At 62.9% G+C, this 11,948-nt stretch carries 11 protein-coding genes; 2 read left to right on the top strand and 9 right to left on the bottom strand.

What is annotated here, in order from left to right; translation table 11 throughout:
* Positions 1-164 precede the first annotated feature (164 nt).
* The 5 genes from BLU85_RS00835 to BLU85_RS00815 form a co-directional block, all read right to left on the bottom strand.
* Positions 165-1,184 (bottom strand): branched-chain amino acid aminotransferase, encoded by a 1,020-nt coding sequence (locus BLU85_RS00835; RefSeq protein WP_092196546.1) that lies wholly within the window; start codon positions 1,182-1,184, stop codon positions 165-167.
* A 257-nt stretch (positions 1,185-1,441) separates the two neighbouring features.
* Positions 1,442-2,824, bottom strand: coding sequence for a dihydrolipoyl dehydrogenase (gene lpdA, locus BLU85_RS00830; protein ID WP_092196543.1), 1,383 nt, complete (start codon positions 2,822-2,824; stop codon positions 1,442-1,444).
* A gap of 18 nt (positions 2,825-2,842) precedes the next feature.
* Positions 2,843-4,111, bottom strand: a complete 1,269-nt coding sequence (locus BLU85_RS00825; protein ID WP_092196540.1) for a dihydrolipoamide acetyltransferase family protein — start codon at positions 4,109-4,111, stop codon at positions 2,843-2,845.
* A complete protein-coding gene (locus BLU85_RS00820; protein WP_018605866.1) occupies positions 4,112-5,170 on the bottom strand; it encodes an alpha-ketoacid dehydrogenase subunit beta in 1,059 nt (352 codons plus the stop codon).
* Position 5,171: 1 nt separating this feature from the next.
* The gene (locus BLU85_RS00815; RefSeq protein WP_092196537.1) at positions 5,172-6,407 is read right to left on the bottom strand and encodes a 3-methyl-2-oxobutanoate dehydrogenase (2-methylpropanoyl-transferring) subunit alpha; all 1,236 of its coding nucleotides are present in this window, start codon (positions 6,405-6,407) and stop codon (positions 5,172-5,174) included.
* A gap of 192 nt (positions 6,408-6,599) precedes the next feature.
* On the opposite strand from BLU85_RS00815, the gene bkdR reads away from it, so the two are divergent.
* Positions 6,600-7,088 carry a Bkd operon transcriptional regulator BkdR gene (gene bkdR, locus BLU85_RS00810; protein ID WP_003202929.1) on the top strand — a complete coding sequence of 163 codons (489 nt, stop codon included), beginning with the start codon at positions 6,600-6,602 and terminating at the stop codon, positions 7,086-7,088.
* An 87-nt stretch (positions 7,089-7,175) separates the two neighbouring features.
* Here bkdR and BLU85_RS00805 read toward each other — a convergent pair whose 3' ends face one another.
* Complete coding sequence (locus BLU85_RS00805; RefSeq protein WP_092196534.1) at positions 7,176-8,039, bottom strand: MBL fold metallo-hydrolase; 864 nt, start codon at positions 8,037-8,039, stop codon at positions 7,176-7,178.
* A gap of 138 nt (positions 8,040-8,177) precedes the next feature.
* On the opposite strand from BLU85_RS00805, the gene BLU85_RS00800 reads away from it, so the two are divergent.
* Positions 8,178-8,978: a sulfite exporter TauE/SafE family protein gene (locus tag BLU85_RS00800; protein ID WP_092196531.1), complete on the top strand. Its 801-nt coding sequence runs from the start codon at positions 8,178-8,180 to the stop codon at positions 8,976-8,978.
* Between the two features lie 34 nt (positions 8,979-9,012).
* Here the strand turns inward: BLU85_RS00800 and BLU85_RS00795 are convergent, their stop codons facing one another.
* The 3 genes from BLU85_RS00795 to BLU85_RS00785 form a co-directional block, all read right to left on the bottom strand.
* Positions 9,013-9,882: an aldose 1-epimerase gene (locus tag BLU85_RS00795; RefSeq protein WP_092196529.1), complete on the bottom strand. Its 870-nt coding sequence runs from the start codon at positions 9,880-9,882 to the stop codon at positions 9,013-9,015.
* A 218-nt stretch (positions 9,883-10,100) separates the two neighbouring features.
* Positions 10,101-11,381, bottom strand: a complete 1,281-nt coding sequence (locus tag BLU85_RS00790) for a TRAP transporter large permease (RefSeq protein WP_092196526.1) — start codon at positions 11,379-11,381, stop codon at positions 10,101-10,103.
* A complete protein-coding gene (locus BLU85_RS00785) occupies positions 11,381-11,908 on the bottom strand; it encodes a TRAP transporter small permease (protein ID WP_092171919.1) in 528 nt (175 codons plus the stop codon). The genes BLU85_RS00790 and BLU85_RS00785 overlap by 1 nt, the downstream gene beginning before the upstream one ends.
* Positions 11,909-11,948 lie beyond the last annotated feature (40 nt).

The following is an 11,948-nucleotide window of genomic DNA, read 5'->3' as shown; positions in this document are numbered from 1 at the left end:
GCCTGTAGGAGCTGGCGAAGCCTGCGATCTTTTGATCTTTCGCTTGGGACTCAAGTGTCTGGGGAAAGATCGCAGCCTCGTTTCACTCGTCAGCTCCTACATAGCTCCTACGGGTGAGGGAGCAGGCTCCCTCGCCATAAAAGCCCCTGATGCTGCCGGTGAGGTCAAACCTTGACGATCCAACCCGCCGGCGCTTCCACGTCGCCGGTCTGCACGCCGGTCAGTTCCTTGTAGAGCTTCTGGGTGATCGGGCCGACTTCGGTTTCGCTGTGGAACACGTGCAGCTTGTCCTTGTAGCTGATGCCGCCAATCGGGGTGATCACCGCCGCAGTACCGCAGGCACCGGCTTCCTTGAAGTCCGACAGCTTGTCGATGAACACGTCGCCTTCGATCACTTCCAGGCCCAGGCGCGATTTGGCCAGTTCGATCAACGACAGGCGAGTGATGCCCGGCAGGACCGAAGGGGATTTGGGGGTGACGAATTTGTCGTCGTGGGTGATGCCGAAGAAGTTGGCCGAGCCGACTTCCTCGATTTTCGAATGGGTCATCGGGTCCAGGTAGATGCAGTCGGCGAAACTGGCCTTCTTGGCCTGGGAGCCGGGCATCAGGCTGGCGGCATAGTTGCCACCGACCTTGGCCGCACCGGTGCCTTGCGGGGCGGCGCGGTCGAAGCTGGAGATCAGGAAGTTGTGCGGGGTCAGGCCGCCCTTGAAGTAGGCGCCGACCGGGATGCAGAAAATCGAGAAGATGAACTCGGGTGCGGTGCGCACGCCGATGTTGTCACCCACGCCGATCACGAACGGGCGCAGGTACAGCGCGCCGCCGGTGCCATACGGCGGGATGAAGCGCTCGTTGGCGCGGACCACTTGCTTGCAGGCTTCGACGAACTGCTCGGTCTCGACCTGCGGCATCAGCAGGCGGGCGCAGCTGCGCTGCATGCGGGCGGCGTTCTGGTCCGGGCGGAACAGGTTGATCGAACCGTCCTTGCAACGATAGGCCTTCAGGCCTTCGAAGCACTGCTGACCGTAGTGCAGGGCCGTGGAGCCCTCGCTGATGTGCAGCACGTTGTCGTCGGTCAGGGTGCCCGCGTCCCAGGCGCCATCGCGCCAGTGCGACAGGTAGCGCTTGTCGGTCTTGATGTAGTCAAAGCCCAGTTTGTCCCAATTGATGCTCTCGTTACCCATGACACCCTCTATTACTTAACAACCGTCGAAACGGTTCAAGGCTTCTGACGTTTTTTGGATGGGGACAACAATACTTCATTCCGGGGCTGTTTCGCAGCCCGCACGATAAGGTGCAGACAGATAAATGATGGTGTTCTTGAAAATCGCGAGCAAGCTCGCTCCCACATGGGATTGTGTTCCCATGAACGACCGATATCACCTGTGGGAGCGAGCTTGCTCGCGATAGGGGCCTCGCTCACACCATCAATTCCCCTGAATCACAGATGCAACGCATGCCCCAACGCCCGCAACGCCGCTTCCTGCACGGCCTCGCCCAGCGTCGGATGGGCGTGGATGGTGCCGGCGATGTCCTCCAGGCGCGCGCCCATTTCCAGGGACTGGCCGAATGCCGTGGACAGCTCAGACACGCCGACGCCGACCGCTTGCCAGCCCACGATCAAGTGATTGTCCCGGCGCGCCACGACCCGGACGAAACCGCTCTTCGATTCCAGGGTCATGGCCCGGCCGTTGGCGGCGAACGGGAAGCTCGAAACCAGGCAGTCCAGCCCGGCGGCCTTGGCCTCGTCCGGCGTCTTGCCGACCACCACCAGTTCCGGGTCGGTGAAGCACACCGCGGCGATGGCGGTCGGGTTGAATTCCCGATGCTGGCCGGCGATCAGCTCGGCGACCATTTCGCCCTGGGCCATGGCCCGGTGGGCGAGCATCGGTTCGCCGCTCAGGTCGCCGATGGCCCAGACGTTGCGCATGCTGGTCTGGCAACGACTGTCGATTTTCACCGCCGAACCGTTCATCGCCAGGTCCAGCGCTTCAAGGTTCCAGCCCTGGGTGTGGGGTTTGCGCCCGACCGCCACCAGCACCCGGTCGGTGTCCAGGTTCAGCGTGTCGCCATTGGGATCGCGCACTTGCAAGGTGCTGGCCTGGGCATCGAACCCTTCGACGCTGTGCTTGAGGTACAGCTTCACCCCCAGTTGCTTGAGCGCCTCGTGCACCGGTTGCGTCAGCTCGCCGTCGTAAGCTGGCAGGATTCGCTCCTGGGCCTCGACCACGCTGACCTCGGCGCCGAGCTTGCGATAGGCGATGCCCAACTCCAGGCCGATGTAGCCGCCGCCGACCACCACCAGGTGCTTGGGCACCGAGGTGGGGGCGAGGGCTTCGGTGGAGGAAATGATCGGCCCGCCCAGTGGCAGCATCGGCAGGTTGACGCTTTTCGAACCGGTGGCCAGCAGCAGGTGTTCACACTGGATGCGGGTGTCACCGACCTCGACCGTCTTGCCATCGATCACCTTGGCCCAGCCATGAATGACCTGGACCTTGTGCTTTTTCAGCAATGCCGCGACGCCGGTGGTCAGGCGATCGACGATGCCGTCCTTCCATTCCACGCTCTTGCCGATGTCCAGCGTTGGCGCCGCCACCGTGATGCCCAGGGCCGAGCCCTGACTGTGATGTCGGGTCTGGTGGAACTGCTCGGCCACATGGATCAACGCCTTGGACGGGATGCAACCGATGTTCAGGCAGGTGCCGCCCAACGCCTGGCCTTCCACCAGGATGGTCGAGATGCCCAATTGCCCGGCGCGGATCGCCGCCACATAACCGCCAGGACCGCCGCCGATGATCAGCAGCGTAGTGTTCAAAGTCTGCATCGCCTGCTCCATTGATGATTAGTCCACAAACAGCGTGGCGGGTTGTTCGAGCAGGCCGCGCAGGGCCTGGATGAATTGCGCCGCGTCCATGCCGTCGACCACCCGGTGATCGAAGGAGCTGGAGAGGTTCATCATCTTGCGGATCACGATCTGGCCCTTGATCACCACCGGCCGCTCGACGATTTTGTTCACGCCGACAATTGCCACTTCCGGCAGGTTCAGCACCGGCGTGCTGACGATGCCGCCGAGGGCACCGAGGCTGGTCAGGGTGATGGTCGAGCCGGACAGTTCATCGCGACTGGCCTTGCCCGTGCGGGCCGCCGTGGCCAGGCGGGCGATTTCCGCCGCGCTGTCCCACAGCGTACGGGCTTCGGCGTGACGCACCACCGGCACCATCAGGCCAACGTCGCTCTGGGTGGCGACGCCCACATGCACCGCGCCTGAGCGATTGATGACCTGGGCTTCGTCGTCGTAGCGCGCGTTCATCTGCGGAAAGTCCCGCAGGGCCACGACCAGGGCGCGGACCAGGAACGGCAGCAAGGTCAGCTTGCCGCGACTGGCGCCGTGTTTTTCATTCAAGTGAACCCGCAGCTCTTCCAGGGCCGTGACGTCGATTTCCTCGACGTAGCTGAAATGGGCCGCGCGTTGGGTCGCTTCCTGCATGCGCTGGGCGATCTTGCGGCGCATGCCGATCACCGGGATCTGCTGCTCGTCGTGGCGTTCGGCATAACCTGAACCGCCCTTGGCCTGGGACGACGGACCCTGGGCCAGGTAGGCTTCGAGGTCTTCGTGCAGGACCCGTCCGGCCGGGCCGCTGCCCTGGACCAGACGCAATTGAATGCCCAGGTCCAGCGCGTGTTTGCGCACGGCCGGCGAGGCCAGAGGACGCTCGTCGGGATCGCGGGCCACCGGGGCTTGCGGCGCCGGGCGAGGGGCGGCGGTCTTTTCCAGCACCGGTTCAGGCGTGGCCACTGGCGCCAGTTTCGGTGCCTGCGCAGCCGCCGCGGCGGGCGCCGGTTGTGCCGACTCTTTCAAATTACCCGCACCTTCGACTTCAATGCGGATCAGTTCGCTGCCCACCGCCATGACTTCACCCGGCTCGCCACCCAGGGCGATGACCCGGCCATGCACCGGCGAAGGGATGTCCACCATCGCCTTGTCGGTCATGACATCGGCGAGTACCTGGTCTTCGACCACCATGTCGCCGACCTTGACGTGCCACACCGACAGTTCCACTTCGGCGATGCCTTCGCCGATGTCCGGCATCTTGATAACGTGCGTGCCCATTCAGACCTCCATGACCCGTTTCAACGCCGCGCCCACTCGGGACGGCCCAGGGAAATACGCCCACTCCTGCGCATGCGGGTAGGGGGTGTCCCAACCGGTGACACGCTCGATGGGCGCTTCCAGGTGGTGGAAGCAGTGTTCTTGCACCAACGACACCAGCTCGGCGCCGAAACCGCAGGTGCGGGTGGCTTCATGCACAACCACGCAGCGGCCGGTTTTCTTCACGGATTTGACGATGGTTTCAAGGTCCAGCGGCCAGAGGCTGCGCAGGTCGATGACTTCGGCGTCGATGCCGGTTTCTTCGGCCGCCACTTGAGAGACGTAGACCGTGGTGCCATAGGTGAGAACTGTCACGTCCTTGCCCGGGCGGGTGATGGCGGCGACGTCCAGCGGCACGGTGTAGTAACCGTCCGGCACCTGGGCCGAGGGGTGTTTCGACCACGGGGTTACCGGGCGGTCGTGGTGGCCGTCGAACGGGCCGTTATACAGGCGCTTGGGCTCGAGGAAGATCACCGGGTCATCGTTTTCGATGGAGGCGATCAGCAAGCCCTTGGCGTCGTAGGGGTTGGACGGCATCACGGTGCGCAGGCCGCAGACCTGGGTGAACATCGCCTCGATGCTCTGGCTGTGGGTCTGGCCGCCGTAGATGCCGCCGCCGCAGGGCATGCGCAGGGTCATCGGCGCGGTGAACTCGCCGGCCGAGCGATAGCGCAGGCGCGCCGCCTCGGAAATGATCTGGTCCGACGCCGGGTAGACGTAGTCGGCGAACTGGATCTCGGCCACCGGCCGCAGCCCGTAGGCGCCCATGCCGACGGCCACGCCGACGATGCCGCTTTCGGAAATCGGTGCGTCGAACACCCGCGAGGTGCCGTACTTATTCTGCAGGCCTTCGGTGCAGCGGAACACGCCGCCGAAGTAGCCCACGTCCTGGCCGAACACCACGACGTTGTCGTCGCGTTCGAGCATCACGTCCATGGCCGAGCGCAGGGCCTGGATCATGGTCATGGTGGTAGTGGTCATGGCGGTGTCCAACGCAATATTGTTGTTGTGATCGTTCATGTCAGATCCCCAACTGCTGACGCTGGCGCTTCAAGTGCTCCGGCATCTCTTTGTAGACGTCTTCGAACATGGTCGCGGCGCTGGGAATCTGCCCGCCGGCGAGGGTGCCGTACTGTTCGGCTTCCTTCTGCGCGGCGATCACCTCGGCTTCGAGTTCGGCGCTGACCGCCGCATGTTCCTCTTCGGACCACTGGCCGATCTTGACCATGTGCTGCTTGAGACGGGCAATCGGATCGCCCAGCGGGAAGTGGCTCCAGTCGTCGGCGGGGCGGTACTTGGAGGGATCGTCCGAGGTGGAGTGCGGGCCGGCGCGGTAGGTGACCCATTCGATCAGGGCCGGGCCGAGGTTGCGGCGGGCGCGTTCGGCGGCCCAGCGCGAGGCGGCGTAGACCGCCATGAAATCGTTGCCATCGACACGCAGGGAGGCGATGCCGCAACCGACGCCGCGTCCGGCGAACGTCGTGGCTTCACCGCCGGCAATGGCCTGGAAGGTGGAAATCGCCCACTGGTTGTTGACCACGTTGAGGATCACCGGCGCCCGGTAGACGTGGGCGAAGGTGAGGGCGGTGTGGAAGTCCGATTCGGCGGTGGCGCCGTCACCGATCCAGGCCGAGGCGATCTTGGTGTCGCCCTTGATCGCCGAGGCCATGCCCCAGCCCACGCCCTGGATGAATTGCGTGGCGAGGTTGCCGGAAATGGTGAAGAAACCGGCGTCCTTGACCGAGTACATGATCGGCAACTGCCGGCCCTTGAGCGGATCGCGCTCGTTGGACAGCAGTTGGCAGATCATGCCCACCAGCGGCACTTCCCGGGCCATCAGGATGCTTTGCTGGCGGTAGGTGGGAAAGCACATGTCATCGATGTTCAGCGCCAGGGCCTGGCCGCTGCCGATGGCTTCTTCGCCAAGGCTTTGCATGTAGAACGACATCTTTTTCTGGCGCTGGGCGACCACCATGCGGTTGTCGTAGATGCGTGTCTTGAGCATGGCGCGCATGCCTTTGCGCAGGATCTCGACGGGAATATCCGCCGCCCAGTCGCCCAAGGCATTGCCCTGGTCATCGAGCACGCGGATCAGGCTGCGGGCCAGGTCGGCGGTTTCGGCGGGTTCGACGTCAATGGGAGGTTTGCGCACCGTGCCGGCATCGGACAGATGCAGGTAGGAAAAGTCGGTCTTGCAGCCGGGACGGCCCGAGGGTTCGGGGACGTGCAGGCGTAGCGGTTCGTACGCTGGGTTCATGGCTTTCTACGCTCGATCTTGTGAATTTCTTGTAGTGGGCGCGCTAGCTGACGAATGTCCCCGGGTAGGGGAAATTGTCCTACAACAATCATAGGCTCGACGAAGAAGAATATTTTTCTCTGTTAGCTTGCTGTTCAGATCATTTGCAGATAAAAAATCTGCACAACGATAAAAAATAGGATTATTTGTCTCATGCGTAAATTGGATCGCACCGACATCGGCATTCTGAACAGCCTTCAGGAAAACGCCCGCATCACCAACGCCGATCTCGCCCGTTCGGTCAATCTGTCGCCGACGCCGTGCTTCAACCGCGTCCGGGCGATGGAGGAACTGGGCGTGATCCGCGAGCAGGTCACGCTGCTGGATGCCGACCTGCTGGGGTTGCACGTCAACGTGTTCATCCATGTGAGCCTGGAGAAGCAGGTGGAGGAAGCGTTGCAGCACTTCGAGGAGGCGATTTCCGACCGGCCGGAGGTGATGGAGTGCTACCTGATGGCCGGCGATCCGGACTACCTGATCCGCGTGCTGGTGCCGACCATCCAGTCGCTGGAGCGGTTCATGATGGACTTCCTGACCAAGGTCCCGGGCGTGGCGAACATCCGTTCGAGCTTTGCCCTCAAGCAGGTGCGCTACAAGACCGCGCTGCCGTTGCCGGCCAATGGGCTGACCTTGGGGACCTGAACATCAAAAGATCGCAGCCTTCGGCAGCTCCTACATTGTGAATGCGATTCTCCTGTAGGAGCTGCCGAAGGCTGCGATCTTTTGATCTTAAAGCTGATTGATCGGAATCTTCAGGTACGTCACGCCATTGTCCTCGGCTGGCGGCAGGTGGCCGGCCCGCACATTCACCTGGATCGCCGGCAACAGCAGCGTCGGCATGCCCAGCGTCTTGTCGCGCTGGGTACGCATGGCCACGAACGAGGCTTCATCGATGCCATCGCGGACATGAATGTTGTGCTGGCGCTGCTCACCCACGGTGCTCACGCAGTGGGGCTCGCGTTCCTCCGGTGGATAGTCGTGGCACACGTACAGCCGTACCCCGGCGGGGAAGGCCAGCAGCTTGCGGATCGAGGCGTAGAGCTGATGGGCATTGCCGCCAGGGAAGTCGCAACGGGCGGTGCCTACGTCGGGCATGAACAGCGTGTCGCCCACCAGGATCACGTCGCCATCGATCAGGTAGGCCATGTCCGCCGGGGTGTGGCCGGGCACATGCAGGGCGGTGGCCTTGAGGTTGCCGATCAGGAAGGACTCGTCGGGCGCGAACAGGCGGTCGAATTGCGAACCGTCGACGGCGAAATGCGGCTCCAGGTTGAACAGGGTCTTGAACACGTTCTGCACCTGGCCGATGGACTCGCCGATGGCGATCTTGCCGCCCAGCTCCCGGCGCAGGTAAGGCGCGGCGGACAGGTGATCGGCATGGGCGTGGGTCTCCAGCAGCCATTGCACCGTCAGTCGATGTTCCCGCACAAACGCGATCACCCGATCCGCTTGCTCGGTGCCGCTGCGGCCCGAGGCCGGATCGTAGTCGAGCACCGGATCGACCACCGCGCAGTGCCCGCCATCGTGTTCATACACAACATGGGTATAGGTCTTGGAGGCGGGGTCGAGAAAACTCTGGATCTGCGCGGGCATGACAGCGGACCTGTGCGGGAAGAAGCGGTTGCTACGCTTGAGGTTTACAACATATGGTCCGCAGCTTAGTGAGGGCCAAGGCGTCCTGCAAATGCGATCGCACCTGCCAACAGGTGTGCGCGGCTTGAGAGAACCTGAATGTTACTGGCAAGTTTTTTTGGTGTGGTCATGGGCCTGGTCCTTGGCCTGACGGGGGCGGGCGGCGGCATCCTGGCGGTGCCGGCGTTGGTGTTGGGCCTGGGCTGGAGCATGACCCAGGCCGCGCCGGTGGCGTTGTTCGCGGTGGGTAGCGCGGCGGCGGTGGGGGCCATCGACGGGCTGCGCCATGGCCTGGTGCGCTACCGTGCGGCCTTGCTGATCGCACTGCTGGGCGCGGTATTTTCACCGCTGGGCATCTACCTCGCCCACCAGCTCTCGGAAAAAATCCTGATGATGCTGTTCAGCCTGCTGATGGTGCTGGTGGCGGCGCGCATGTTGCGCCGGGAAACGCCGCAAGTGGGGCCCAGTGATCATGGCGCCGCCAGTTGGGGCCAGAAAAACTGCATGCTCGACCGCCAGACCGGCCGCCTGGCCTGGACGCCTCGTTGCACCGCCACGCTGTCGGCATTGGGCGCGGTGACGGGCATGGTCTCGGGGTTGCTGGGCGTGGGGGGCGGCTTCCTGATCGTGCCGGCGTTCAAGCAACTGACCGATGTGCAGATGCGCGGGATCGTCGCGACGTCCTTGATGGTCATCAGCCTGATTTCGTTGATTGGCGTGGTGGGCGCGTTTCATGCCGGGGTGAGCATCGACCGGGTAGGGATGGCGTTCATTGCGGCGAGCATCGTCGGGATGGTGCTCGGGCGGCGAGTGGCGGCCAAGGTTCCGGCCCGGGCGCTGCAAGTGGGGTTCGCCGGGGTGTGCCTGGGGGTGGCAGTGTTCATGTGGGTGCGGGCGTAGCGGCCATGAACCGGGATTGCCCATGGCCAGAGGGTTACAGCAACCGGCACTGCATCGAAAACTCCAGCGCTACCGATTGCCCTTGCTCCAGCAGGCGCAAGCCTGGCCGCCCAGGCAGGTGGTGGGCGTTGACCGGATGACTGACCGGTTCGATGCAAAAGAAATCCAGGCCCACGGGGCAGTAGAGCAGGAAGTAATCGCAGCCGCTGGCCTGGCACGCCAGCTCATAACCCAGGTCCGGTTGTTGGATCAGGCAATGCCCGTCCCAGCCACCGAAGCCGTTGTCCACGACGGTGTCCGGCAATAAGCGGGACTCCTGGAAATTCCAGTGTTCGGGCAGGTCGATCCGTTCCGTCGGCAGTTTAGTGGCGTCGCACAGCCAGGCTTCGCTCGCCCGGGTTTGCAAACGCGTGCCGGCGGTGCGCGGGAAGTATGGGTGCAGGCCGAGCCCATGCCACGCCGGCTGTTTCGCCGTGTGGGTGACGAGCATTGCGATCTGCAACTGGCCGCCGCGCAAGCGGACACGCAAACTGGCGCAATAGCCGAACGGGTGCTGACTGTCGAGTTGCAGCAACGCTTCCTGGGCATTCTGTTCGGTCACTTGCCACGGTTGCTGCCAGGCGCTGCCATGGATGGGGAACGGGTCGTTGGGGCTGTTGGCGTCCAGGGCCAGCCAGCCGCCAGGGCAATCGAAACCGCCGTTGGCGATCCGGTTCGACCAGGGGATCAACGGGAAGCCACCAAGCTTGCCGGGCAGGCCGTTTTCCAGGGCTTGCGGCGCGGGCGGGCGTAGCAGCGGGGCGCCGCTGCTGCGCAAGGTCCATTCGACCAGGCTGGCGCCCAGATGCGGGGCCAGGGTGAGGCGGGTCAGTTCGTCTTCGAGATGGAGAAGGAGTGGCGGCATGGTGGTCGCATCTGTCGAGTGGGGAAGCCTTTGTGGCGAGGGAGCTTGCTCCCGCTCGGCTGCGCCTGTAGGAGCTGACGAGCGAAGCGAGGCTGCGATCTTTCCCCTGCCCATTGAGTCTCAAGCGGAAGATGAAAAGATCGCAGCCTGCGGCAGCTCCTACAGGAGCGGGGATAAAATCCCCTCGCCACAAGGGGGCTTGCTTGCTGATGGAATGGTTACAACACCAGATGCGGCAACCACAGGGAAATGGCGGGGATGTAAGTCACCAGCATCAGTACCACGAACAACATGGCGTAGAACGGCAGCAGCGCCTTGACAGTGCTTTCGATACTGACCTTGCCAATGGCCGAGCCCACGAACAGCACTGCACCCACCGGTGGCGTAATCAGGCCGATGCCCAAGTTGACCAGCATGATCATGCCGAACTGCACCGGGTCTACGCCGATGCCGACGATCACCGGCATCAGGATGGGCGTGAGGATCAGGATCAGCGGCGCCATGTCCATCACGGTGCCCAGCAGCAGCAACATCACGTTGATGCACATCAGGATCACATAGCGATTGTCCGACAGCGTCAGGAATGCAGTGGTGATCTTCGCCGGGATTTCCATCAGCGTCATGATGTAGCCGAAGCTGGCGGCGAAGCCGATCAGGATCATCACGATGGAGATGGTGCGTACGGTGCGGTGCATCAGTTTCGGCAACTCGCTCCATTTGTAGTCGCGGTAGATGCACATGGTCACGAAAAACGCCCACACCACAGCAATGGCGGCCGATTCAGTGGCGGTGAAAACGCCCGAGAGAATGCCGCCGAGGATGATGAACAAGGTCATCATGCCCCACATGGCTTCCTTGCAAATCTTCAACGCTTCCTTGAGCGGGATCACTTCACCTTTGGGGTAGTTGCGCTTTTTCGCAAAAACCAGGCACAGCGCCATCAGGCAGAGGTTCATCATGATGCCGGGGACGATGCCGGCCATGAACAGCGATCCGATGGAAACGGTGCCGCCAGCGGCGAGGGAGTACAGCACCGCATTGTGGCTGGGCGGCGTCAGCAGCGCTTGCACCGAACCACTGACAGTGACGGCGGTGGCGTAGTCACGCGGATAGCCCCGGCGTGTCATTTCCGGGATCAACACCGAACCGACCGAGGCGGTATCGGCTACCGAGGAACCGGAGATTGCGCCAAAAAAACTCGAGGCCACGAGGTTGACCAATGACAGGCCGCCGCGCACGAAGCCTACCAATACACTGGCGAATGCCACCAGGCGGCGGGACATACCGCCCTCGGCCATGATCGCACCGGCCAGGACGAAGAAGGGGATGGCCAGCAGCGAGAACTTGTTCACACCGCCCGTTACCTGGATCATCATGGCCTGGAACGGAATATCGATCCACCACGCCCCGATCAGGGCGGCAGCGCCCAGCGCGTAGGCGACCGGCATGCCGATCAGGATCAACAGCAAAAAACTGCCCAACAGAATCAGAGCGTCCATTAAGCGGCACCTTCGTTTTCTTCAACCAAGTCGAACTGCACGACCCGACGCTGGCTTTGATCACCCAGCAAGAGTTTTTCCAGCACAAAAATCAACGTCAGGAAGCCACCGATCGGTATCGGCATGTACGTGATGCCGACGCGCAGGGTAGGGATGGCGCTCATGAATTGATTCCAAGTGGTCATGCACAGCTTGGTGCCCCACACGGTCATGAAAATGCACACGGCTGCCATCAACAGCTGAGAGACAACCGACGCGGCGGTTTTCAGGTGCGGCGGCATGCGAGAGGTAACCATGTCGACGGCCATATGCGAGCCGGAGCGGTAGCTGGCGGCGGCACCGATGAAGGTGAACACGATCATGAGTAGAATCGCGGTAGGTTCCGGCCAGCTCGAGCCTGAGCCAAGCACGTAGCGGGCAAACACCCCCCAGGGGATCATCAGCGCAACGGCAAGGACAGAAAGGCCGGCCACCCAGATGCATGTCATGTAGATTTTATCGTTGATACGCAGCAGCAAATTCTTCATCGGGTTTCACCGTAACCAGGCGCGCCCATAACATCCGGCG

Source organism: Pseudomonas sp. NFACC14 (assembly GCF_900106885.1).
Taxonomy (GTDB): domain Bacteria; phylum Pseudomonadota; class Gammaproteobacteria; order Pseudomonadales; family Pseudomonadaceae; genus Aquipseudomonas; species Aquipseudomonas fluorescens_AA.
This window is presented reverse-complemented; position numbering and strand designations above follow the sequence as displayed.

Coding starts and splice junctions, on each gene's coding strand:
- BLU85_RS00835 (WP_092196546.1), bottom strand. CDS start 1,184: ATGGGTAACGAGAGCATCAATTGGGACAAACTGGGCTTTGACTACATC.
- lpdA (WP_092196543.1), bottom strand. CDS start 2,824: ATGCAGACTTTGAACACTACGCTGCTGATCATCGGCGGCGGTCCTGGC.
- BLU85_RS00825 (WP_092196540.1), bottom strand. CDS start 4,111: ATGGGCACGCACGTTATCAAGATGCCGGACATCGGCGAAGGCATCGCC.
- BLU85_RS00820 (WP_018605866.1), bottom strand. CDS start 5,170: ATGAACGATCACAACAACAATATTGCGTTGGACACCGCCATGACCACT.
- BLU85_RS00815 (WP_092196537.1), bottom strand. CDS start 6,407: ATGAACCCAGCGTACGAACCGCTACGCCTGCACGTCCCCGAACCCTCG.
- bkdR (WP_003202929.1), top strand. CDS start 6,600: ATGCGTAAATTGGATCGCACCGACATCGGCATTCTGAACAGCCTTCAG.
- BLU85_RS00805 (WP_092196534.1), bottom strand. CDS start 8,039: ATGCCCGCGCAGATCCAGAGTTTTCTCGACCCCGCCTCCAAGACCTAT.
- BLU85_RS00800 (WP_092196531.1), top strand. CDS start 8,178: ATGTTACTGGCAAGTTTTTTTGGTGTGGTCATGGGCCTGGTCCTTGGC.
- BLU85_RS00795 (WP_092196529.1), bottom strand. CDS start 9,882: ATGCCGCCACTCCTTCTCCATCTCGAAGACGAACTGACCCGCCTCACC.
- BLU85_RS00790 (WP_092196526.1), bottom strand. CDS start 11,381: ATGGACGCTCTGATTCTGTTGGGCAGTTTTTTGCTGTTGATCCTGATC.
- BLU85_RS00785 (WP_092171919.1), bottom strand. CDS start 11,908: ATGAAGAATTTGCTGCTGCGTATCAACGATAAAATCTACATGACATGC.